The organism is Streptomyces sp. NPDC091282 (assembly GCF_044757385.1).
Lineage (GTDB): Bacteria > Actinomycetota > Actinomycetes > Streptomycetales > Streptomycetaceae > Streptomyces > Streptomyces gramineus.
In genome coordinates this window covers 76,780-100,103 of sequence record NZ_JBIVUX010000012.1, presented here as the reverse complement: position 1 = coordinate 100,103, position 23,324 = coordinate 76,780, and the positions used below count along the sequence as shown (strand labels likewise).

At 72.1% G+C, this 23,324-nt stretch carries 19 protein-coding genes; 13 read left to right on the top strand and 6 right to left on the bottom strand.

Features of this window, described 5'->3' with window-relative positions:
• Positions 1 to 239: 239 nt before the first annotated feature.
• Complete coding sequence (locus ACIQOE_RS38180) at positions 240 to 1,301, bottom strand: LacI family DNA-binding transcriptional regulator (protein WP_365564019.1); 1,062 nt, start codon at positions 1,299 to 1,301, stop codon at positions 240 to 242.
• A 222-nt stretch (positions 1,302 to 1,523) separates the two neighbouring features.
• On the opposite strand from ACIQOE_RS38180, the gene ACIQOE_RS38175 reads away from it, so the two are divergent.
• From ACIQOE_RS38175 to ACIQOE_RS38155, 5 genes are all read left to right on the top strand, one after another.
• Positions 1,524 to 2,831 carry an extracellular solute-binding protein gene (locus tag ACIQOE_RS38175; protein WP_401416589.1) on the top strand — a complete coding sequence of 436 codons (1,308 nt, stop codon included), beginning with the start codon at positions 1,524 to 1,526 and terminating at the stop codon, positions 2,829 to 2,831.
• Positions 2,828 to 3,727 carry a sugar ABC transporter permease gene (locus tag ACIQOE_RS38170; protein WP_351324835.1) on the top strand — a complete coding sequence of 300 codons (900 nt, stop codon included), beginning with the start codon at positions 2,828 to 2,830 and terminating at the stop codon, positions 3,725 to 3,727. The genes ACIQOE_RS38175 and ACIQOE_RS38170 overlap by 4 nt, the downstream gene beginning before the upstream one ends.
• The gene (locus ACIQOE_RS38165) at positions 3,727 to 4,650 is read left to right on the top strand and encodes a carbohydrate ABC transporter permease (protein ID WP_365564023.1); all 924 of its coding nucleotides are present in this window, start codon (positions 3,727 to 3,729) and stop codon (positions 4,648 to 4,650) included. Before ACIQOE_RS38170 ends, ACIQOE_RS38165 begins: the two co-directional genes overlap by 1 nt.
• Positions 4,651 to 4,679: 29 nt before the next feature.
• Positions 4,680 to 6,329 carry a glycoside hydrolase family 43 protein gene (locus tag ACIQOE_RS38160; RefSeq protein WP_401416585.1) on the top strand — a complete coding sequence of 550 codons (1,650 nt, stop codon included), beginning with the start codon at positions 4,680 to 4,682 and terminating at the stop codon, positions 6,327 to 6,329.
• Positions 6,330 to 6,455: 126 nt separating this feature from the next.
• Positions 6,456 to 7,736, top strand: a complete 1,281-nt coding sequence (locus ACIQOE_RS38155) for a hypothetical protein (protein ID WP_401416583.1) — start codon at positions 6,456 to 6,458, stop codon at positions 7,734 to 7,736.
• Between the two features lie 100 nt (positions 7,737 to 7,836).
• On the opposite strand, the gene ACIQOE_RS38150 is transcribed toward ACIQOE_RS38155, so the two are convergent.
• Together ACIQOE_RS38150 and ACIQOE_RS38145 are read right to left on the bottom strand one after the other, a co-directional pair.
• Complete coding sequence (locus ACIQOE_RS38150; RefSeq protein WP_362640741.1) at positions 7,837 to 9,480, bottom strand: peptidoglycan-binding protein; 1,644 nt, start codon at positions 9,478 to 9,480, stop codon at positions 7,837 to 7,839.
• Positions 9,481 to 9,701: 221 nt separating this feature from the next.
• Positions 9,702 to 10,148, bottom strand: a complete 447-nt coding sequence (locus ACIQOE_RS38145; protein WP_365564030.1) for a peptidoglycan-binding protein — start codon at positions 10,146 to 10,148, stop codon at positions 9,702 to 9,704.
• A gap of 274 nt (positions 10,149 to 10,422) precedes the next feature.
• On the opposite strand from ACIQOE_RS38145, the gene ACIQOE_RS38140 reads away from it, so the two are divergent.
• From ACIQOE_RS38140 to ACIQOE_RS38110, 7 genes are all read left to right on the top strand, one after another.
• Positions 10,423 to 11,229 (top strand): peptidoglycan-binding protein, encoded by an 807-nt coding sequence (locus ACIQOE_RS38140; protein WP_401416581.1) that lies wholly within the window; start codon positions 10,423 to 10,425, stop codon positions 11,227 to 11,229.
• The gene (locus ACIQOE_RS38135) at positions 11,226 to 12,188 is read left to right on the top strand and encodes a DUF2690 domain-containing protein (RefSeq protein WP_401416578.1); all 963 of its coding nucleotides are present in this window, start codon (positions 11,226 to 11,228) and stop codon (positions 12,186 to 12,188) included. The genes ACIQOE_RS38140 and ACIQOE_RS38135 overlap by 4 nt, the downstream gene beginning before the upstream one ends.
• 249 nt (positions 12,189 to 12,437) lie before the next feature.
• A complete protein-coding gene (locus ACIQOE_RS38130; RefSeq protein WP_365564037.1) occupies positions 12,438 to 13,397 on the top strand; it encodes an STM4015 family protein in 960 nt (319 codons plus the stop codon).
• Positions 13,394 to 14,560: an STM4014 family protein gene (locus ACIQOE_RS38125; RefSeq protein ID WP_401416575.1), complete on the top strand. Its 1,167-nt coding sequence runs from the start codon at positions 13,394 to 13,396 to the stop codon at positions 14,558 to 14,560. Before ACIQOE_RS38130 ends, ACIQOE_RS38125 begins: the two co-directional genes overlap by 4 nt.
• A 7-nt stretch (positions 14,561 to 14,567) precedes the next feature.
• Complete coding sequence (locus ACIQOE_RS38120; protein ID WP_401416706.1) at positions 14,568 to 15,383, top strand: STM4013/SEN3800 family hydrolase; 816 nt, start codon at positions 14,568 to 14,570, stop codon at positions 15,381 to 15,383.
• Positions 15,380 to 16,717 carry an STM4012 family radical SAM protein gene (locus tag ACIQOE_RS38115; RefSeq protein ID WP_401416573.1) on the top strand — a complete coding sequence of 446 codons (1,338 nt, stop codon included), beginning with the start codon at positions 15,380 to 15,382 and terminating at the stop codon, positions 16,715 to 16,717. Before ACIQOE_RS38120 ends, ACIQOE_RS38115 begins: the two co-directional genes overlap by 4 nt.
• A 10-nt stretch (positions 16,718 to 16,727) precedes the next feature.
• Complete coding sequence (locus tag ACIQOE_RS38110) at positions 16,728 to 17,588, top strand: STM4011 family radical SAM protein (RefSeq protein ID WP_401416571.1); 861 nt, start codon at positions 16,728 to 16,730, stop codon at positions 17,586 to 17,588.
• Between the two features lie 70 nt (positions 17,589 to 17,658).
• Here the strand turns inward: ACIQOE_RS38110 and ACIQOE_RS38105 are convergent, their stop codons facing one another.
• Positions 17,659 to 18,084: a peptidase inhibitor family I36 protein gene (locus ACIQOE_RS38105; protein ID WP_401416569.1), complete on the bottom strand. Its 426-nt coding sequence runs from the start codon at positions 18,082 to 18,084 to the stop codon at positions 17,659 to 17,661.
• Positions 18,085 to 18,648: 564 nt separating this feature from the next.
• Between ACIQOE_RS38105 and ACIQOE_RS38100 the strand changes: the two genes are divergently transcribed.
• On the top strand, positions 18,649 to 21,012 hold the full coding sequence (locus ACIQOE_RS38100; RefSeq protein ID WP_401416567.1) for a M4 family metallopeptidase: 2,364 nt from the start codon (positions 18,649 to 18,651) through the stop codon (positions 21,010 to 21,012).
• 83 nt (positions 21,013 to 21,095) lie between these two features.
• Here ACIQOE_RS38100 and ACIQOE_RS38095 read toward each other — a convergent pair whose 3' ends face one another.
• Both ACIQOE_RS38095 and ACIQOE_RS38090 read right to left on the bottom strand, forming a co-directional pair.
• Positions 21,096 to 22,118 carry an LLM class flavin-dependent oxidoreductase gene (locus ACIQOE_RS38095; protein WP_399010336.1) on the bottom strand — a complete coding sequence of 341 codons (1,023 nt, stop codon included), beginning with the start codon at positions 22,116 to 22,118 and terminating at the stop codon, positions 21,096 to 21,098.
• 104 nt (positions 22,119 to 22,222) lie between these two features.
• Positions 22,223 to 23,302 carry an MBL fold metallo-hydrolase gene (locus ACIQOE_RS38090; protein ID WP_365575684.1) on the bottom strand — a complete coding sequence of 360 codons (1,080 nt, stop codon included), beginning with the start codon at positions 23,300 to 23,302 and terminating at the stop codon, positions 22,223 to 22,225.
• Positions 23,303 to 23,324: the final 22 nt, after the last annotated feature.

Here is a 23,324-nt window from a genome sequence, read left to right as displayed (position 1 = left end):
GTGCGGAAGGGCTGCTGAAGCCGCGGGGGCCTGGTGCGGCGGCGCAGGAGAGTGGTCTGCGAAAGAACGACATCTGAGACCAGAAACTGTCGCTGTGTTTTCGATCCGGAACCGTAGAAGCTCGTGGGGTGCGCGTCAATGGATCGCGCCGGATCACTCCGGATCGGCGTGGGGCGGCCCGTGTCGGCGCACGCGAAACAGGGGCCCCGCGGACGGGACCCCTGCGGAGCGAGCCGTTCCTACCGGGCCGGCGGTCGCCCGGTGCTCTCGCGTTCGACCAGCGCGGTCGCCAGCTCCAGGCGGTGCATGCCGCCGGTGAGCACGTTGTCCACGCCCTGCAGGACGATGCGGGCGGCCATCGCCGCCATGTCGCTGAGCGGCTGCCGCACGGTCGTCAGCGGCGGCGAGGCCCAGGCGGCGACGGGCAGGTCGTCGAAGCCGACGATGCTGATGTCCCGCCCGACCTGGAGCCCGGCCCGGCGCACCGCGTCGTAGGCGCCGAGGGCCTGCAGATCGCTGCTGGCGAAGATCGCGGTGGGCGGCTCGGGCAGCGCGAGCAGCTGCCGGGCGCCGGTGAAGCCCGTCTCGTGGTGGAAGTCGCCCCGGACCTCCAGCCGCGGGTCGACGCCGACCCCGGCGCTCTCCAGCGCGGCGCGGTAGCCGTCGAGGCGGGCGCGGGCGCTGAGCACGTCGTCGGGCCCGGTGACGATGCCGATCCTGCGGTGGCCGAGTTCCAGCAGGTGCTGCGTGGCGGCGAGTCCGCCGTGCCAGTTGGTCGCGCCGACCGAGGGGATGGCGGGGTCGGGGTTGCCCACGGGATCCACGACGACCAGCGGGACGCCGAGGTCCTGCACCTTGCGGCGCTGCCCCTTGGCGAGGGCCGTGACGGCGAGGATCACGCCGTCGCTCCCGCGCCGGGTGAGGTTGTCCAGCCAGCGCAGCGTGTCGGCGGGCCGGCCGTGCACCGCGGTGACCACCAGGCCGCTGCCGTGCTGCGCGGTGGTCTCCTCGACGCCCCGCACGACCTCGACCGACCAGGGGCTGTCCAGTTCGTTGATGACCAGGTCGATCAGGCCGACGGTGTGGGTGGGACGGCTGCGGCGGCGCACGTAGTTGTGGCCCTCCAGCAGTGCCTCGATCTTCTCGCGGGTGGCCTCGGCGACGTGCGAATGGCCGTTGAGCACCTTGGAGACCGTGGCCACCGACACCCCGGCCTCACGCGCGATCTCCGCGATCGTCACGCGGGCGGGCGGGTCTGCCTGCTCGGTCGCTGTCGGGCGGTCGCTGTCGACCACGGTCACCTCGCTGCTCTCGGACGGTCGCGGCCAGCGTAGAGGACACCACCGGGACGCCTCCTGTCTCCGGGGGGCTCACCCCCGGCGGACGCCCGTGACCGCACTGTTACCTGCCGCCGCGTTGACGCTGACGATCGGAAACCCTACGTTCCTCCACGCAGAAACTATCGTAACTTTCGGTCGAGTGGAGCCGCAATCTTCCGGCTCCCGGAGGAGCGTGTTCCCCCGATGAAGCGTGCCCTGACCCTCAGAACCGCCACCGCCCTGGCGACCGCCACGGTCCTGGCGGCCACCGCTACCGCGTGCGGCAGCAGCGGACCCGGAAGCAGCACCGGCGCCGCCGACAAGGTCAGCGTGTGGTCCTTGCAGGACACGGCGCTCAACCCGATGCAGAAGAAGTCCGTCGCCGCGTACAACGCCTCGGCGAAGGACTCCGAGGCGAACATCGAGTTCTTCGTCAACGACCCCTACAAGCAGAAGCTCCAGACCGCCCTCGGCTCGCCGAACGCCCCCGACGTCTTCCTCAACTGGGGCGGCGGCAACCTCTCCACCTACGTCAAGTCCGGCGACGTCGCCGACCTGAGCGGCGACCTCGACCCCGCCTTCAAGGCGAAGTTCCTGCCGAGCGTCCTGGCCGGCGGCACCATCGACGGCAAGATCTACGGCGTGCCGATGGAAGGCGTGCAGCCGGTCGCGCTCTTCTACAACAAGGACGTCTTCGCCAAGGCCGGCATCGACGAGCCGCCCGCGACCTGGCAGGACCTCCTCGATGCCGTCGACAGGATGAAGGCCGAGGGCGTCACCCCGATCGCGCTCGCCGGTTCCCAGGCCTGGACCGAGCTGATGTGGATCGAGTACCTGCTCGACCGCGTCGGCGGCCCCCAGGTGTTCGCCGGCATCCAGGCCGGCAAGCCCGGCGCCTGGAAGGATCCCGCGGTCACCACCGCCCTCACCATGATCCGTGACCTCGTCGACCGAGGCGCCTTCGGCACCAACTACGGTTCGGTCGGCCAGGATTCGGGCGGCGCCGACGCCCTGCTGTCCAAGGGCCGCGCCGGGATGGAGCTGATGGGCTCCTGGGAGTACGCCGGCCAGCTCGCCACCGCCCCCGACTTCGTCAAGCAGGGCAAGCTCGGCTGGACCACCTTCCCGACCGTCCCGCACGGCAAGGGCGACCCGAAGGACATCGTCGGCAACCCCTCCAACTTCTTCTCCGTCACGGCCAAGTCGAAGAACCGGGCCGCCGCCGTCGACTTCGTCACCAGGACCGTCGCCGAACCCTCGTACGTCAAGGACCTCATCGGCATCGGCCAGGTCCCCGCCATCGCGGGCATCGAGGACCAGCTCAAGTCCGGCCCGCACGCCGACTACACCACCTTCGTGTACGGCCTGGTCGAACAGGCCCCGTCGTACACCCAGTCCTGGGACCAGGCCCTCGACCCGGCCACCGCGCAGAAGCTGCTCACCGAACTCCAGAAGGTCTTCAACAAGCAGTCCACCCCGCGGCAGTTCGTCTCCGCCATGGACACCGAGTGAGCGGCACCGCCGCCCGCCGGAGCGACGGACGGCCCGGCGCCCTCTGGGCCGTCCCCGCCCTGCTCTACTTCGCCCTGTTCGCCGTCGTCCCCATGGCCCTGGTCGTCGCCCTCAGCTTCTGCCGGTGGAGCGGCCTGGGCAGCCCGCACTGGGCCGGCACGGCCAACTGGTCCCGCCTGCTGCACGATCCCCAACTCGGCCAGTCGCTGCGGCTGTCCCTGCTGCTGACCGTCGTCACCTGGGCCGTGCAGACCCTCATCTGCCTTCCCCTCGGCGTCTGGTGCGCCGGGCACCAGCGCGGCCGGGCCGTCCTCAGCACGCTGTTCTTCGTCCCCCTGCTGATGTCGAGCGCCGCGGTCGCCCTGCTGTTCTCCGCGCTGCTGGACCCCAACTTCGGCCTCGCGCACACCATCGGACCCTGGCTCGGCGTCGACGACGGCAACTTCATCGGCGACCCGCACCTCGCGCTGTGGACCGTCATGGCCGTCGTCACCTGGCAGTTCGTGCCCTTTCACACCCTGCTCTACCAGGCCGCCGCCCGCCAGGTGCCCGCCCAGCTCTACGAGGCGGCCACCATCGACGGCGCCGAGCGGTGGCGGCAGTTCTTCTCCATCACCCTGCCCCAGCTGCGCAACACCGTCGTCACCTCCTCGGTGCTGATCCTGGTCGGCTCCCTCACCTACTTCGACATCGTGCTGATCCTCACCAACGGCGGCCCCGGCACCTCCACCCGCATCCTGCCGCTGCACATGTACCTGACCGGCTTCAGCAGCTTCGACATGGGCTACGCCAGCGTCCTCGCGGTACTCCTGCTCGTCGCCGGCACCACCCTGTCCCTGCTGGTGGTCCGCGTCACCGGCTTCCGGCGCATGGCCAGCCAGCGGGAAGGACTGTGATGAGCGCCAAGACCCTCACCCCGACCGACACCGCCCCCCGCCAGGCACCGCCCCGCCCGCCCCGGCCGCGCGCGGTCCGCGGCCCCGGCCGCCGCCCGCGCCGCCACCGGCGGCCGGACCGGCTGGGCGCCCTGGGCGCAGCGGTGTGGCTGGTGATCGTGGCGGTGCCGCTCTACTACGTGCTGGCCTCCAGCCTGCGCGAGAAGAGCGACTACCTGGACGCCGGACCGCTGTCGCTGCCGCACCACATCGTGCTGTCCAACTACCGCACGGTCCTGGACTCCGGCTTCGCCACCTACCTGTGGAACAGCATCCTCGTCACGGTGTTCACCGTCGCCCTGGTGCTCGCCCTCGCCCTTCCGGCCGCGTACGCCGTCGTACGCAGCCGCAGCCGTCTCGTCTCCGCCGGGTTCTCGGTGATGCTGATGGGCCTCGCGATCCCCGCGCAGGCCACCATCGTGCCCGTCTACCTGCTGATCACCCGGCTGCACACCTACGACACCCTCACCGCGATCGTCCTGCCGACAGCCGCGTTCTCCCTGCCCATGGCCATCCTCGTGCTCACCTCCACCATGCGCGACATCCCCGGCGAGCTGTACGAGGCGATGACCGTGGACGGCGCGAAACCCGCCCACGTCCTGCGGTCCCTGGTGCTGCCGCTGACCCGGCCCGGCCTGGTCACCGTCGGCGTCTACACCGCGCTCGGCGCCTGGAACGGCTTCATCTTCCCCCTGGTCCTCACCCAGAGCGACGCCCGCCGCACGGTGACCCTCGGCCTGTGGAACTACCAGGGCCAGCAGGGCGGCATCAACGTCCCCGCGACCATGGCGGCGGTCGTGCTGTCCCTGCTGCCGCTGCTCGCCGCGTACCTCTTCGGCCGCCGCCACCTGCTCGGCGGACTGACCGCCGGTTTCGGCAAGTGACCGCCCGACGCCCCCTCGGAAAGGCATACATGACCACCGGAGCCACCAAGGCCGCCGCCCCGGACACGACGTCCGCGCAGCAGCCCGGCACGCTCACCAATCCCGTCCTGCCCGGCTTCCACCCCGACCCCTCGATCCTGCGCGTCGGCGAGGACCACTACCTCGCCACCTCCACCTTCGAATGGCACCCGGGCGTCCGCATCCACCACTCCCGCGACCTGGTCCACTGGCGCCCGCTGCCCGGCGCCCTCGACAGCGTGCGGCTGCTGGACCTGTCCGGTGTCCCCGACTCGGGCGGCGTGTGGGCGCCCTGCCTGTCGTACGCCCACGGACTGTTCCACCTGGTCTTCACCCGCGTCGACAACCACCACGGCGGCTGGTGGGACGCCCAGAACTACGTCACCACCGCCCCCTCGGCCTCCGGCCCCTGGTCGGACCCGGTTCCGGTGCACGCCCGCGGCTTCGACCCCTCGCTCTTCCACGACGAGGACGGCACCTGCTGGATGCTCTCGCTGACCGGCGACTGGCGCCCGCGCCGCGACCCCTTCGCCGGCATCCAGGCCCAGCGCTGGGACTGCGCCACCGGCCGCCTCACCGGCGAGGTCCACATGCTGTTCCACGGCACCGCCGCGGGCGTCACGGAGGGACCCCACCTGTACCGCCACGGCGGCCACTACTACCTGATGACCGCCGAGGGCGGCACCTCGTGGGACCACCAGGTCACCGTCGCCCGCTCCCGCACCCTGCTCGGACCCTACGAGCCCGACCCCGCCGGGCCCACCCTCACCTCGCGAGGCCGCCCCGACCTGCCCCTGCAGAAGGCGGGCCACGGCAGCCTGGTCCGCACCCGGAGCGGCGAGTGGTACCTCGCCCACCTCACCGGCCGACCCGACGGCCCGCTCGGCCGCTGCGTGCTCGGCCGGGAGACTGCCCTGCAGCGGGTGGAGTGGTCCGAGGACGGCTGGCCCCGGGTGGCCGACGGCATCCCCGCCCGGCAGGTCCCCGCTCCCCGGCTCCCCGCCCACCCGTTCCCGCACCCGCCCGCGCGCGACGACTTCGACGGCGACCGGCTCGGCCCGCACTGGGCCACCCTGCGCCGTCCCGCCACCCCCGACTGGGCCGACCTGACCGCCCGCCCCTCCCACCTGCGCCTGTACGGCGGCCAGTCGCCACGCGGGCTGCGCACGCCCAGTCTGGTCGCCCGCCGTGCCGGGTCGTTCCACTGCTCGCTCCAGACGTCCGTCGAATTCGACCCGGCCGGCGTACGCCAGCTCGCCGGCGTCACCGCGTACTACGACAGCCGCACCTGGCACTACGCCTACGTCAGCCGCGACGACGACGGACGCAGAGTGCTGACGGTCCTCAGCTGCGACGACGGCCGGCGGCTGGAGGGGCCCACGACGGTGCTGCCGGACACCGGACCCGTCGAACTGCGGGTGACGCTCGACCTGCCGCACGTCCGCTTCGAGCACCGTCCGCCCGGCCAGGACTGGACACCGCTGGGCCCCCCGCTGGACGCGACGATCCTGTCCGACGAGTACGCCGGCGAGAAGGAGGCGCCCGACGGCCGCGCCGCCAGCCCCGCCTTCACCGGCGCCTTCCTCGGGCTGTGGGTCCAGGACATCGGAGCCGACGGCGCCTTCGCCGACTTCGACCACGCCACCTACCGCGAGCACTGACCCACCCGCTCAGGGACGACCGGCCGCCGCCCGCATCCGGCGGCCGGTGTCCGCTCCGTACGGCCCCGTCCCACCGGGCCACGGCACCCGCCGGACCCGTCACCCGCACCGGCCAAGGAGGCCCCGATGCGCCGTCCCGTGCCCTTCGGCACGCCAGTGCCGCGCGCACTCGCACTACTGGCAACGCTCCTGCTCAGCCTCGCCGCCGCCCTCACCGCCACCGCCCCCGCCGCCCACGCCTCCGGCGCCGTCGCCGCCCGTGCCCTGCTCGTCGGCCAGAGCAGCACCGGTGCCTGGAACGACCTGACCTCCGCCACCGGCGCGAGCCCGCAGGGCGGCTCGGTCTACTACAGCGTCCGCGACGGCGCCTTCTCCGGTGCCTGCGGCACCGGCTGCGAGACCGACTACGCCTCCTTCCTCGCCGACCGGGGCAAGCAGATCGAGGTCGGCGTCAGCTGGAAGGACGACCCGCCCGGCTGGAACGGCGACAACGCCGCCAAGGAGCGGGCGTCACAGCAGGCGACGGCCGCCATCGCGGCGGGCACCTACGACCGGCAGTTCACGGCGCTGTCCTCGTTCATCGCCGCCCACCCCTCGGCGACCTTCCTCATCCGCGTCGACTACGAGGTCAGCTCCCCCTTCTTCTGCACCGGCGGCGCCGACTGCACCCCGTACAAGAACGCCTTCCGCCACGTGGCGGGGCTCGTCCGGGCACAGAGCGGCGCCGGCACCCGCGTCCAGTTCGTCTACCACCCCGTGCGCGGCGAGTTCGACAAGCTCTATCCGGGCGACGACGTCGTGGACTGGGTCGGCGTCAGCGTCTTCAACAACGACCTGTGCCAGCCGTACCGCGAGAACGGCACCACGTACTGGAACGGCACCGAGGACACCGCCGCGCGCACCTGCTCGGGCTACTACGACGACTACGTGGGCGGCAACGTCAACGCCTTCCCGCACGCCTACCCCGTCGATCTCAACATCCTGCGCATGATGTGGTGGGCGCAGACGCACCACAAGCCCGTCCTCGTCGCCGAGTCCGGTGTGCAGCGCATGTCCGACCGGCTCGCGTCCGACGGCACCCAGGCCGACTCCGACTACACGGCGTTCATGCAGCGCCTGCACACCCTCGTCACCTATCGCGGACCACTGCCCAACGGCGTGGTCGACGGCGTCCAGACCCACTTCACCGGCACCGGCTACGACCTCTCGGACGTGGTGCGCGCCGTCACCTACATCGACGTCGACTGGCGGTACGGGTTCGACGGCCAGACCTCACCGAGCGCCCCCATCACCCTCCCGCCCACCAGCGGCTGGTACGTCAACTCTCTCATCAGCCGCTATCCGCAGGGCCGTTCGGCGTTCTGCCAGATGCTGGCCACCGACGGTTTCGCCACCACCTGCCACTGACCGCCCGAGCGTCGGTGCCGCCGGGGAACCGGGTGGTCCGGGAGAAGCCGTGCGGGGGGCTCGCCGTGAGCGAGCCCCCCGTCGGATCAGGTCCGGCCGCTCAGCGGACGCGGATGAAGACCACGTCGTAACTGCTGTTGGTGGTGCGCGACTTGACGTAGACGCCGTCGTTGCTGCCGTTGGGGTTGCCGGTGTTGCCCTCGACGGTGGTGAAGGACGCCCCGGACACCGTCCGCACGATGCCTATGTGTTCGTTGCCGCCGGTGAAGTCGCTTCCGCCGTCCCAGTCGAAGGCCACGATGTCACCCGGCTGCGGGCTGGTCGTCACCGACAGGTGGTAGTTGCCGGCCCGCGCCTGCTTGACCCAGCCCGACACGTACGAGTTGCGGTAGGAGCTGGCGCCGGTCTGCTTGGCCACCCAGCTCACGAAGGTCGCGCACCAGGCGTAGTCGCTGGTGGACAGCGACAGACCTACGGCCGAGCCGTAGCTGTTCGCGCGGGCGCTGCCCTCGACCGTGCCCACCTCGGCCTGGGCCACGTCCAGGATCTTGGCGTAACCGCCGCCGGGCGGGGGAGAGGTCGGCGGCGTCACCGCGCCGTACAGCGCCGCCTTGGTGTTCGTTCCGACGTGGCCGTCGACCGAGAGGCCCTTCTCGGCCTGGAAGTCCCTGACGGCGCTGTCGGTGAGCGGACCGAAGTCGCCGTCGACGGCGAGATCGGCACCGTGGTGGTTGAGCAGGCTCTGCAACTCCGTGACGCAGCCGCTGCGCTGTCCCTGCACGATCTCGGCGGGGCACGAGGCGGAGTTGAGGTTGATCGGCGCGGGCGCGCCGCTGCCGCCGCCACCGCCGATGTTCGCGTACAGGGCGGCCTTGGTGTTCGGGCCGACCTGGCCGTCGGCGGTGAGACCGTTGGAGGACTGGAACGCCTTCACGGCCGTCAGGGTCTGCGGGCCGAAGCTGCCGTCGACGTCGAGGCTCTGGCCCTTGCCGTTCAGCAGGGACTGCAATGTGGCGACGCAGCCGCCGCTCTGCCCTTCCACGATGTTCTCCGGGCAGGACGACGACCTCAGGTCCAGGCTCGTCGACGGAGACTCGTCGTCGTCGTACAGGGCGCGCTTGGTGTTGGCGCCGACCTGACCGTCGGACGTGAGGCCGTGGGAGGCCTGGAAGCTGCGGACGGCACTCGCCGTGCCGGCGCCGAAGTCGCCGTCCACGTCGACCGTGTAGCCGAAGTGGCCCAGGAGCCGCTGGAGTTCGGTGACGCAGCCGCCCTTGTCCCCCTGGACGATGTTCGCGGGGCACGAGGAGGACTGGAGGTTGATGGCCGCGGGCGCCGTGCCGGCGGTCGCGTACAGCTTGCTCTTGGTCTGCGGGCCGACCCGTCCGTCCACGGCGATCGCGGTGGCGGCCTGGTACTCGCGGACGGCGTAGAGCGTGCTCGACCCGAACTGGCCGTCGACCACCAGACCCGCGCCGTGCGCGTTGAGGAGGTTCTGCAGTTCGGTGACACAGCCGCTCGACTGGCCCTGCACGATCTCGGCGGGGCAGGACGCGGAGGTCAGCTTGATCGCGACCGGTGCCGCGCTGGCCGGGCCGGCACCGAGCACGATGCCCGCCGAGACCATCGCGGCGGTGGCGGCGAAGGTACCGATGCGGATCCGCCACGGCGTTCCGGTGCGGGATCCGCCGCGGTGCCGTGATCTCTCGTCCTCGGCGGGAGCGAGGGATGCGAGTCTTCCCATGGTGGCGAGGTTCTCCTTCGGGTTGCTGGTGCGTCGTCGGACGATGCGTCGTGCGGAGGGGGGTGCTGCGCACCTGGGTGTGACCGCTGTCCCGAGGTGCGGCCCGGTCCGGAGGGCGAGCGGGAACACGGATCCCCGGTCCGCCCTCGCCGGGCGAGGACGGACCGGGGGCGCTCACTCAAAGGGCGGGCACGGCCGACCGGTTGGGCGGGCCGGACCGGTCAGGCGGCGAAGCGCTTGAACGCGGCCTGGGTACCCGCACCGGCGATGCCGTCGATGGCGCCCGTGTATCCGTAGTCGGCGGCCAGCAGACGCTGCAGCGCCTTGATGGTGTTGGTGCCGGGGTCGCCGTCGATGGCGCCGGTGTAGCCCCAGTACGTCTTCAGGCAGCGCTGGAAGGCCTTCCAGCTGTTGGTGCCCAGCTGGCCGTCGATGCTGTCGGTGTAGCCCCAGTAGTCCGCGAGGAACTCCTGGACGTTCTTGGCCTCGGCGGTGTTCAGACCGAAGTTCTGCGTCGCGGCCACGGCGGCCGGCTGGGCGGCCGCCGCCGTGTGCGCGGTGGCGGCGGGCGCCGCGTAGCTCGTGCCCGCGGTCGCCACACTGCCGGCGGCGAGACCGGCCACGGTGATGAGGCCGGCGATGGTCCTGCCCAGAGCGTTCGGTCGCATGCGTTCCTCTTTCGGTCGTGGGTCGGCACCCGTCCCGCTCGGCGGGCAGGTGGCGGGACCAAAGGTGCAGGGCGCTGGGGCGCGGTGGCCACGGCTGTGCGGCAAGTGGCGGATTTGCGGGACGATCACCCTGCTGACCTGCGGCGACAGCGTTCGGCGGGACGGTGTCGCGGGACGCTCGTATGGGACAGCTGTGACAGATGTGGTGGGCTCATGCAGAATGCGGAGTAGCGGAGGGGACCGCGTACACGATCATGTCCGCTTAGGGGGAATCATGCCGCGTATCAAGCCGCTGCCCGACGAACTCGACCCCTCCGCAGCGCAGTTGGTGGTTCGGTTACGCGAGCTGAAGACTCACGGCGAGCTGACGATGCGCCGGCTGGCGGCCGGGACCGGCTACAGCGCCAGATCGTGGGAGCGGTACCTGGGAGGTACGTCGCTGCCGCCCCGGGCAGCGGTGGAGGCACTGGCCCGCCTGACCGGCACCGACCCCGTGCGCCTCCTCGCGATGCACGAGATCGCCGCCGCCTCCTGGGACATCCGCCGCGCCGAGTCGGCCGTACGGCCACGGCCCGGTGAGCACGAGCCGGAAGAGCAGCGGCGGTCGGAGGACGAGAAGGGAGAACGGCGGGAGCAGGAACGCGAACAGGGGCAGCCGCCCCGCCGTCTGCCGCACATCGCCCTCACCGCCGGTGTCCTCGCCCTGACCGTGGCCTTCATGGCGGCCCTGCTGCTCGTGCTGCGTCTCGATGAGAACGTCGCCCCGGCAGCCGTCGCCACTCCCGCCGGCACCGCCGCGACCACTCCGCCGCACTCCTACCTGTGCCGCATCGCCCGCACGGACGGCCGCTGGTCGGCAGGCATCAACAACGGCCGTGACACCGAGATCAGTTACGGCGACACAGGCGCCGACGTCGCCGAGGCCCAGTGTCTGCTCCGCCGGGCAGGCATCTCGCCCGGCGGGATCGACGGCATGTTCGGCCCGCTGACGCTGCGGGCGGTGAAGACCTTCCAGGGTCGCGCGGGCCTGGTCGTCGACGGCATGCTCGGGCCCCGGTCCTGGAAGGCGCTCCGCGGATGACGCCCGGCGCTCCCTCACCGTCGGGCGCCCGACTGGCCGCCGTGCTGCAGGAGTTGAAGCAGCGCACCGGTCTGAGCCTGGCACAGCTGGCGAACGCGACCACATTCAGCAAGTCGTCCTGGGATCGGTATCTCAACTCCAAGAGCCTGCCGTCACGCAGCGCGGTCGAGGAGTTGTGCCGCCTCGCCGGTGAAAGCGCCGACCACGCGCTGGCACTCCTGGACATCGCCCGGACGGACCGGAGGGAAGCGGGCACGCCGAAGCCGGATCGACCGGACACCGGCGTTCCGCCCGGCACCGACCCGTGCGATGCGGCTCCGGGCCTCACGGGGGAGCCGCAGAACCCGACTCCGACACTCTCGCCCGACGGCGAGGCGGATCAGGCAGACCGGGCACGTGCCGGAGCCATCCACCCCGTTCCGGCCGGGCACCGGTACGCGACCGTGCTCACCGCCCTCGCGTCGGCCTGCGCCGTGATCCTGGGAGCCCTCGTGCTCACGCACCTTCCGCCTTCCCGCCCCGAGGAGACGTCGGTGGCCGCCACGCCCTCTCCCGCCGCCGGGGCGCGCTGTCGGCACACCGCCTGCCAGGACAAGGACCCGATCACCACGAACTGCGCCGCGGGCCCCTTGACCCTGGCCGAACACGAGACGGCCACGGGCGCCTGGATCCAGATCCGCTACAGCCCCGAGTGCGGGACGAGTTGGGCCCGGATGTGGGGCGCGGCCCTCGACGACCGCGTAGCGATCCGGGTGGGCGGCCGGGACGGCGCCGTGCGGTCCGCCCGGGTCACCAGCCGCGGCGAGGCGGACACCTACGTCCACACGCTGATGAGCGTGGTGAGTCCCTCGACCTCCGTGCAAGCCTGCTTCAGCCCCGCGAAGGGCGGCAGGACGGAATGCGTCGAGACCCACCTGGACCAGGCCACTTCGTCTGCCCGGACGCCGTCGACGAAGTGAAGATGCGCCTCGGCGTCCCAGCCCTCGGAAGCCTCCCTCCCCAGCGGTCCGTCAGACCGAAGACGCGGCGGCCGACGACCGTGCCCCGCATCAGCGGCTCCCGCCCCGCCCCACCGCCGCGTCGCGCCACGGCAGCGGCACGCCCGCAGGACTGTCCCACGGACCGGGCCGGGCGTCGCGTTGTCAGTGGGGCTTGGTAGAACTGCGATCACCACCGAGCGCACCCCTTTCCGTCACAGGAGCGGCCGTATGACCATCAACGACCACCTCGCCACGTTCTGTCGGCTGCCCGCCCGCACCTTCCCCGGACCCGGTGCGCCCGCCGACAGCCTGCCGGACGCCGGTTCGGTCGCCTGGCGGATCACCAGCGACGTCTACGACGCGGACGAGGACTGGGCGGACGCGTTCGCCCGCTTCCTCGACACCGTCGACACCACCGAGGTGCGGGCGCTGATCGTCGGCGCCTGGCAGGAGGCGTACGACACCGCGCCGACCGGGATCATCGAGGCGCTGCTCGCCGCCCGGGATCGGCTGCCCGCGCTGCGCGGGCTGTTCCTCGGCGACATGGTGATGGAGGAGTGCGAGATCTCCTGGATCAACCAGACCGACGTCACCCCGCTGCTCGAAGCCTTCCCCGAGCTGGAGGAGTTCGGGGTGCGCGGCGGCTCGGGCCTGGTCCTCACCGGCCTGCGGCACACCGCGCTGCGCAGCCTGACCATGGAGAGCGGCGGCCTGCCCGCCCAGGTGGTGCGCGGGGTGAGCGCCAGTGACCTGCCCGCCCTCACCGACCTCGACCTGTGGCTGGGCACCCCCGACTACGGCGGCGACAGCGAGGTGTCCGACCTGGAGGGCATCCTGTCCGGCACCCGGCTGCCCAGCCTGCGCCGGCTGGCCCTGCGCAACAGCGAGATCCAGGACCAGGTGGCGGCCGCGGTCGCCGGCTCCGCGGTGCTCGGCCGACTGGAGGTGCTGGACCTGTCGATGGGCGTCCTGACCGACGAGGGCGCCACCGCGCTGCTGGACGGCGGGCCGCTCACCCACCTGAAGAAGCTCGACCTCCACCACAACTACCTGACCGAACCACTGCGCGACCGCGTCCGCGGCGCCCTGGAACCGGCCGGCGTCGAGGTCGACCTCGGCCGCGGCGACGCCGACGAGGACAAGGACGACGACGGCACGGTGTGGCGGTACGTCGCCGTGGGCGAGTGACCGGCGTCCCCGCGTCGGCCGCCGGCGCGCGGTTCGCGGTCGTCGGCAACCCCGGCAACCGCCGCGTCACCCTGTTCGCGGACGCCGTCCGCGCGGCCGGGCTGTCCGCACCGAGGGTGGTCGCCTGGGCGGACGTACTGCGGTCCGGGGGAGCGGAGTTCGCCGCCGGGGAGATCGTCCGGATCGACTCGCCCGGCGAGGACGCCGAGGTCGACCGGATGCTGCGGGGTCCCGGGGAGCCGACCCGGGTGGCGGGTTCGGCCCGCTGGTACGCCGGGTTCGTCGCCGCCCTGTCCACCCTGCGCGGCGGTCTGCGGCTCGACGGCCCGGACGAACTGGCCGTGCTCTTCGACAAGCGCCGCTGCCACGCCGTACTGGACGCCGCCGGGGTGCCGGTGCCCGAGTCGCCCACCTCGGGCCCCGGCGCGGCTCCGGTGCGCGGCTGGGACGACGTACGGGCGCTGATGCGCGAGCACCGGCTGCACCGGCTGTTCGTGAAGCCCGCGCACGGCTCCTCCGCCTCCGGCGTACTGGCGGTGGAGTCGGCGGGCGGCGGCCGGATCCGGGCGACCACCTCGGTGGAGCGCGCGTCCGACGCCACGCTCCACAACTCCCTCAAGGTCCGCCGCTACACCTCGGAGGCGGACATCGCGGCGATCGTGGACGCGCTCGCGCCGGACGGACTGCACTTGGAGCGGTGGCTGCCCAAGGCCTCGCAGCAGGGGCGCAGCGCCGACCTGCGGGTCGTCGTGGTCGCCGGCCGCGCCACGCACGCGGTCGTGCGCACCAGCCGCTCGCCGCTCACCAACCTCCACCTCGGCGGCCGCCGCGGCGACCTGGACGAGGCGCGGGCCGCGGTGACGGCGGCCGGCGCCGGCTGGTCCGACGTGCTCGGCGTCTGCGAGCGGGCCGCCGCCTGCTTCCCGCACACCCTGTGCGTCGGCGTCGACCTGCTGCCGGCCACCGGCTGGCGGCGCGCCGCGGTCGGCGAGGTGAACGCCTTCGGCGACCTCCTGCCCCGGCTCACCGGACTGCCCGGCAGCGGCGCGGAGGGCCAGGACACCTACGCCGCCCAGGTGACGGCCGCACTGCGCCACCACCCCAGCACACAGCCCCACCCGCAGAAGGAAACACCCCATGCCCTCGCCCGCCCCGGCCGCTGAGCCGGACATGAACGAGGTCGTCGGCAGCCACGACCTCCTCCTCGTCACCCTCGACACCCTGCGCCACGACGTGGCCGCCGAGCTGGCCGCCGCGGGCCGCCTGCCGAACCTGTCCCGTCATCTCCCCGGCGGCGTATGGGAGAAGCGGCACGCCCCGGGCAGCTTCACCTACGCCTCCCACCAGGCCATCTTCGCCGGCTTCCTGCCCACCCCGGCCGCGCCCGGCCCGCACCCCAGGCTGTTCGCGGCGAGCTTCGCGGGCAGCGAGACCACCGCCCCCGGCACCTTCGTCTACGACACCCCCGACCTGGTCTCCGGCCTCGCGAAGGCCGGCTACCGCACGGTGTGCGTCGGCGGCGTCGGCTTCTTCAACCGCCAGGGCCCGCTGGGCTCGGTACTGCCCGGCCTGTTCGACGAGGCGCACTGGGAGCCGGAGTTCGGCGTCACCTCGCCCGCCTCCTTCGAGAACCAGATCGCCCGCGCGGAACGGATCGTGCGCGAACTCCCGCACGAGCAGCGCCTGTTCCTCTTCGTCAACGTCTCCGCGCTGCACCAGCCGAACTGGTTCCACCTGCCCGGCGCCACCCGCGAGGCAGGCGACAGCCGGGCCACGCACGCCGCCGCGCTGGAGTACGTCGACCGGCACATCGGCCGGCTGTTCACCGCCGCGAGCAGCCGTCGCCGCTGCTTCGCGATCGTCTGCTCCGACCACGGCACCGCCTACGGCGACGACGGCTACACCGGCCACCGCCTGGGCCACGAGTCCGTGTGGACCGTGCCGTACGCCCACTTCTTCCTCGACCCGGCGGAGGCCGCCCGATGACCACCGCGACCGCGGCGAGCCCGTACCAGAGCTACGTCTACGCCTACCCGCACAAGACCGCCTACCGCAGGCTGCCCGACCGCCCCGCGCTCCGCGACCTGTGGGCGGACGAGCCGAAGGACGCGCTCTCCCTCTACCTCCACATCCCCTTCTGCGAGGTCCGCTGCGGCTTCTGCAACCTCTTCACCCGGATCGGCGCCCCCGACGGCCTGACCGGCGCCTATCTCGACGCCCTGGAACGCCAGGCGGGAGCCGTACGCGAGGCGCTCGGCGACAGCGGCCCGGTGCGGTTCGCGACGGCCGCCTTCGGCGGCGGCACCCCCACCTTCCTGACGGCCGCCGAGCTGACCAGGCTCTGCGACATCGCCGAGCACCGGATGGGCGCCGACCTGAAGGCCGTACCGCTGTCCGTGGAGGCCTCGCCCGCCACCGCGACCGCCGACCGGCTCACCGTCCTCGCCGAGCGCGGCACCACCCGGCTCAGCCTGGGCGTGCAGAGCTTCGTCGACTCCGAAGCACGGGCGGCCGTACGGCCGCAGCGCCGCGCGGACGTGGAGGCGGCGCTGTCCCGGGTCCGCGAGGCGGCCATCCCCGTCCTGAACATCGACCTCATCTACGGCATCGACGGCCAGACCGAGGAGACCTGGCTGCGCTCCCTGGACGCGGCCCTCGCCTGGCGCCCGGAGGAGCTGTACCTCTACCCGCTGTACGTCCGCCCCCTCACCGGGCTCGGCCGCCGCGCCGGCACCGACGGCGACCCGGCCTGGGACGAGCAGCGGCTGCGCCTGTACCGGACGGGCCGCGACCACCTCCGCGCGCACGGCTACACCCAGCAGTCGATGCGCATGTTCCGGCGGGCCGACGCCCCGCCGCAGGGCGCCGACGACTACGCCTGCCAGACCGACGGCATGATCGGGCTGGGCTGCGGCGCCCGGTCGTACACCAGGGACCTGCACTACTCGTTCGACTACGCCGTGGACATGCACGAGATACGCGGGATCATCGACGACTACGTCTCCCGTCCGGCCGGGGACTTCGCCCGTGCCGAGATCGGCCGCCGCGTCGACGCGGACGAGGCCGGGCGCCGGCACCTGCTCCAGTCCCTCCTCCAGGCGGACGGACTGCGCCACGACGCCTACCTGGCCCGGTTCGGCGCCGCGCCGGACGCGCACTTCGGCGCGGAACTGGACCGGTTCGCGGACCGCGGCTGGCTCACCGACGACGGGACCGTACTGCGCCTCACCCCCGAGGGCCTCGCGCACTCGGACGCGATCGGCCCCGAGCTGTTCTCACCCGCGGTCCGGGCGGCCATGGCCGCCTACGAGCGGAAGTGACCGCGCCGCCATGGACCTGACCCTGCTCTACCGCGGCCCGCTCGCCTCCTGCGACTACGACTGCCCGTACTGCCCGTTCGCCAAGCGGCGCGACTCCGCCGAGCAACTGCGCGCGGACCGGGCCGCGTTGGAACGCTTCACGGAGTGGGCCGGGGCCCAGAGCGAGGACCGGCTGTCGGTCCTGTTCACGCCCTGGGGCGAGGGGCTGGTCCGCTCCTGGTACCGCCGGGCCCTCGTGGAACTGTCCCACCGGCCGCACGTGCGCCGGGTGGCCATCCAGACCAACCTGAGCTGCCGCACCGACTGGCTCGCCGACGCCGACCCCGGCACGCTCGCCCTGTGGTGCACGTACCATCCGGGCCAGACGCCCTACGACCGGTTCCTCGCCAAGTGCCGGGACCTGGCGGCGCGCGGCATCCGGTACAGCGTGGGGATCGTCGGTCTCGCGGACCACCTGGACGCGGCCCGGCGGCTGCGCGCGGACCTGCCGGACCACGTCTACCTGTGGGTCAACGCGGCCGAGGGCCACACCTACACGGACGCGGAGGCCGCCCTCTGGACGGACCTCGACCCGCTGTTCCCCTACAGCCGGAGCCCGCACGCCAGCGCCGGACTGCCGTGCCGGACGGGCGAGTCGGTGGTCTCCGTGGACGGGGCGGGCACGGTCCGCCGCTGCCACTTCGTCCCGGCCCCGCTCGGCAACCTCTACGACGGCTCCTACCGTGCCGCGCTGCGGCCCCGGGCCTGCCCGCTGGCCGCCTGCGACTGCCACATCGGCTATGTCCACCTGGAAACACTGCCGCTGTACGACGTGTTCGCGGGCGGGGTCCTGGAGCGCGTCCCGGCGTCCCTGCCTGCCGTACCCGGGTAGGGGAACGGTACGAGACAGATGGCGGCCTCCCCCCGTTCCTCGTGGAGGCCGCCATCCGCCGGCGTCGCCGTCAGCAGTTGTACGCGTACCAGACCGGCGAGAAGTTGTAGCTGCTGAATCCGTGGATGGTGCCGTTCACCTCACGTCCCGGGATGGTGGCGAGCACGGTGAACTGGCGGTTCTTGAACGCGGCGACCGTGCCGACCGTCTGCGCGTTCCAGGCCGACCCCGCGCCGTTCCACTGGACCAGCCGGTAGTCGTTGCAGACGTACAGATCGAAGCGGGTGCCCTTGAAGTTCGGCTGGGTGTAGAGGCAGAGCCGCCCGAAGGCGCAGTCGCCGCCGTCCCCGCGCGCCGGGACGCCGTCCACCCCGTCCACGCTCGCCTGCGCGTTGTCGCCGGAGCCCGCCGGCGCGGACCAGGCGGGACCGGCGAGCGTGCCGGTGGTGAGCGCCAGGGATGCTACGACGAGTGCGGCGCCTTTGCTGAATCTCATGGTGATGCCCCCTAGTTGACTGAAGTGCGGTCCGGGCGATCCTGACCCTCCGGGCGCGTCGGCCGCCAACACTTCGATGGGCTTGGAAATGTGGCGGAGCCGGGTGCCGGGGCGGCAAGCGGGCCCGGGGCTTGCCTCTTCGGGCAGACAAGTTGCCGTCAGGACCGTCCTGACCGAACCCGGCAGCTTCTGATCCCCGACGGTCGGCCGCCCCGACGCGGCGAGTCTGCTGCTCCGGGCCATGGGGGAAGGGCCCATAACCGCGCCAACCGGTACGTGTGCTACCTGCGTTGGGGTGGCCGAAAACAATCGCGCGTGACGTAATCGCCCTGTTGCCGGACCGTAAACCGGCATGTGACGGGCGGGGCCTCGCAAACACGGGGCCCCGCCGTGCTCACCGGAATTCGGACAATGATCTCCGCAGTGGTGACAGTGGGCGGGCGCGCTGACACGATCCACCCCGGCAGCGGATTTCAGCCGCACGCCGTTTCCCGGAGCCCACGAAGGCCTCCGGCATCCTCCGTCCCTGCGGCCGTTTCCGGCCGGGCACAAGGAGCTGCTCGAGTGAACCGCCCCCCGTCCCCCGCGGGCACCACATCACCCCCCACCCCCTCTCCCGCCTCCGTACGCGGCAGCCGAGCCGCACGTGCTCGCCTCGCGGCCGCCGCCGTGACGGTGGCCGCACTGCTGACCCCGTTCCTCCCCGCCACCGCTGCCGCGGCCGCGCCCACCGGCACCGGCACGGCACCACGAGAGATCGTGGCCGAAGCCAGGGCCGGCGCCCGCCCCGACGCCCTCTCCGCCGTACAGCGCAGGCAGTTGCTCACGTCGGCCACCGACCGCCGGGCCGCCACCGCCCGCGCCCTGCACCTGGGCGCGAAGGAGAAACTGATACCCAAGGACGTCATCGAGGACGCCGACGGCACGGTGCACACCCGCTACGAACGCACCTACGCGGGCCTCCCGGTCATCGGCGGCGACCTGGTGGTCCACGAGCGGGCCGGCCGCCGCACCGTCACCATGGCGTCGTCGGCAACGGTCACCGTCCCCACGACGAAGGCCGGCCTCAGCGCCGCGCAGGCGAAGAAGGCCGCCCTCTCCACGGCCGAGAAGCAACGCACCGCGGACCCGGCCACGACCGACGAGCCCCGGCTCGTCGTCTTCATGGACGGCGCCGAGCCCGTCCTCGCCTGGCAGTCCTACGTCACCGGCACGCAGGCCGACGGCACACCGAGTCGGCTCGACGTCGTCACCGACGCCACGTCCGGCAGACGGCTGCAGAGCACGGAGCAGATCAACTCAGGCATCGGCAACAGCCGTTACAGCGGCCGGGTCGAGATAGGCACCGTGGACGACAACGGTCTCTACGAGTTGACCGACCCCGACCGCGGCGGCCACAAGACCTACGACCTGACGGGCGGCGGCAACGGCACCCTCGTCACCGACGACGATGACGTATGGGGCGACGGAACCACCGCCGACCGGCAGACCGCCGCCGTCGACGCCGCCTACGGCCAGCGCGAGACGTGGGACTTCTACCAGGACCGCTTCGGCCGCAACGGCATCGCCGACAACGGTGTCGGAGCGTCCTCCCGCGTCCACTACGGCGACGGCTACGCCAACGCCTACTGGGACGACCTCTGCTTCTGCATGACCTACGGCGACGGGCTGGGCAACGCCAACCCGCTCACCGAACTCGACATCGCCGCCCATGAGATGACCCACGGCGTCACCTACGTCACGGCCGGCCTCGTCTACACCGGAGAGTCCGGCGGACTCAACGAGGCGACCAGCGACATCATGGGCACCGCCGTGGAGTTCTTCGCGAACAGCCCCGCCGACGTCCCCGACTACACCATCGGTGAACTCGCCGACGTCCGCGGCACCGGCAAGCCCCTGCGCTACATGGACCAGCCCTCCAAGGACGCCGATCCGGTCAAGGGCACGTCCGCGGACTACTGGAGCCCGGACCTCAAGAAGCAGGACGTCCACCACAGTTCCGGCCCGGCGAACCACTTCTTCTACCTGCTCTCCGAGGGCAGCGGGAAGAAGACCGTCAACGGCGTCGCGTACGACAGCCCCACCTACGACGGTCTGCCGGTCGCCGGCATCGGTCTGAACAACGCCACGGACATCTGGTACCGGGCCCTGACCACCTACATGACCAGCACCACCGACTACGCCGGTGCCCGCACCGCCACCCTCCAGGCGGCCGCCGACCTCTTCGGACAGGGCAGCGCCACCTACGAGGCCGTTGGCAACGCCTGGGCGGCCGTCGACGTCGGCTCCCGCTTCGTCCACCACATCGCCGTCACGGCCCCCTCCACCCGGCCCGTCGCCGTCGGCCAGCCCGCCACCCGTCAGATCGAGGCCGTCGGCTCCGCCCCCGGACGCCTCGCGTACGCGGCGCACGGTCTGCCCAAGGGCCTGTCCATCGACGCGCGCACCGGCCTGATCAGCGGCACACCGAAGAAGGCCGGCACCTTCGGGGCGGCCGTCACGATCCGGAACACCGCCCAGCGCAGGGCCAGGCTGACGGTGCGGTTCGACTGGCCGGTGCTCGCCTCCGGCGGGCGCTCCTTCGTCAACCCCGCCCGCTTCGACATCCCCAACTGGCAGACGGTCGAGTCCCCGCTGGTCGTGACCGGCCGCAAGGGCAACGCCCCCAAGGACCTCAAGGTGAGCATCGACCTCGTCCACCAGTGGGTCGGCGGCCAGGTGGTGACACTGGTCGGTCAGGACGGTACGGAGATCCCGGTGAAGCCGTGGTACTGGGACACCGGGGAGGGCCAGATCCACGCCACCTACACCGTGGACGCCTCCGCGGTACCCGCCAACGGCACCTGGAAGCTGCGGGTCACGGACAACACCCCCGGCATCTACACCGTCGAACCCGGCTACCTGGACCGCTGGAGCCTGACCTTCTGACCCGAAGGGCGCGGCCGGTGCCTCCCGGCACCGGCCGCGCCCACGGCGCGCGCGCCGGTCAGCTCATCCACAAAGGCGCGCTGTCATCGCCAGCCGAGGGCCGGGGCGACGTGGGTCAGGACGCTCTCGATCACGTGGGCGTTGTAGTCGACCCCGAGCTGGTTGGGCACAGTGAGCAGCAGGGTGTCGGCGGCGGCGATCGCCTCGTCCTCGCCGAGCTGCTTGACCAGGACGTCGGGCTCGCCGGCGTAGGAGCGTCCGAAGACGCTGCGTGTCTGGGCGTCGATGTAGCCGATCTTGTCCGTGGAATCGCGTTCCCTGCCGAAGTACGCGCGGTCCCGGTCGTCGGTGAGCGCGAAGATGCTGCGGCTGACCGACACCCTCGGCTCGCGGGTGTGGCCCGCGGCCCGCCATGCCTCCCGGTAGGCCTCGATCTGCTTGCGCTGCTGGACGTGGAGCGGCTCGCCGCTCTCGTCGTCCTTGAGCGTCGAACTCTGCAGGTTCATCCCGAGCCGGGCCGCCCAGACCGCGGTGGCGTTCGACCCGGATCCCCACCAGATGCGCTGCCGCAGCCCCTCGGAGTGCGGCTCGATGCGCAGCAGACCCGGCGGGTTGGCGAACATCGGATGGGGGTCGGGTTCAGCGAAACCCTCGCCGGTGAGGACCTCCAGCAGCCGCTCGGTGTGCGAGCGTGCCATGTCGGCGTCGGACCTGCCCTCCTCGGGCAGGTGACCGAAGTGCCGCCAGCCGTCGACGACCTGCTCCGGGGATCCCCGGCTGAGGCCGAGCTGGAGCCTTCCCCCGGAGATCAGGTCGGCGGCGCCCGCGTCCTCGGCCATGTACAGCGGGTTCTCGTACCGCATGTCGATCACGCCGGTGCCGATCTCGATCCGGCTGGTGCGTGCGCCGATGGCCGCGAGCAGCGGGAACGGTGAGGCGTACTGCCGGGCGAAGTGGTGGACCCTGAAGTAGGCGCCGTCCGCGCCCAGCTCTTCCGCGGCCACCGCGAGATCGATCGCCTGGAGCAGGGAGTCCGCCGCGGAGCGCGTCTGCGAGTGCGGCGACGACGCCCAGTGGCCGAAGGACAGGAACCCGATCTTTTTCATGCGACTTTCAACAACCGGGGGACGGTTTCATTCCCGTCGGCGGCACCCTCGTGTCCCGCGGCCCGGCCCCGGGGCAGCGACCCCGGGGCCGGGCGGTCACGTCCTCAGGGGTGGACGCTGAAGGGGCCGAGGATGCCGGTGTCGATACGGAGGGATTCCAGGAGCGTCCAGGCGTTGTCCTTGGTGAAGACGTCCGCGGCGGCCAGGACACCGGCGTACTTGGCGGCGACGGGGGCGGCGGCGGTGTCGGCGACGGCGTCCAGGAACGTCTTGAAGATGGCCCAGGAGTTGCCCTGGGCGCCGTACTTGGCGAAGTAGGGCGACGGGTCGACCGAGGTGATCGCGGACCGGGTGCTGGTGTCGAGGTCGTCCATGTACTGGATCTGCAGGGTGCCGTCGGCGCGGGTTCCCAGCCGTCCGAGGTGGCCGCCGACGAAGGTGCGCCACGGGTAGTCCATGGCGATGTGCTGGGCCTTGATCCAGTCGGGTATGTCCTGGGAGACGGCGAGTCCCTTGAAGGGGACCCAGCCGGGGTAGAGGACGTCGACCAGCATCAACGTGTCGTATTCGGGTGCGTGGACGAAGATGTTGTCCGGCGAGTGGTTCGGCCCGTGGTAGGCCAGGTCGAGGGTCTCCCCGCCCACCCGCAGCCGGTACTTGTCACGGAAGGTGACCGTCGGCAGCGGACGGTTGGGGTCGCCGGCGCGGGCGAGGAGCCGGGCCGTCTCGGCGTGGGCGATGCGGACGGTGTCGTGTCCGAAGATGCCCGCGGCGCCGATGTGGTCGGCGTGGGAGTGGGAGTAGACGAGGTGGGTGACCTTGCTGGGACGGCCGTTGGCGCGGGTCACGTCGTTGATCGCGCGCTGCAGGTTGTGGCCGATGGTGGGCGGCGCGTCGACGAGGACGACGCCGCGGGTGGTGGTCAGGAACATGGCCTGGTAGTAGGAGTCGGTGACCCAGTAGAGGTGCCCGTCGATCCGGCCGACGTGGTAGCCGTCGGCGTTCGGGGCGGGCCCGGCGGAGGCGGCGGGTACCGGGTCGAAGTCGGGCAGGCCGGTGCCGTCGGCGTAGGCGGGCCGGGCCAGGGCGCCGAGGAGGCCGGCGGCGGTGGGGACGGCCAGGGCACCGGCGGTGCCCTTGAGGAAGCGGCGGCGGCCGGTCGAGGAGACGGGTTCGTGGGACATGGGGATGGCAGTGCCTTTCGGT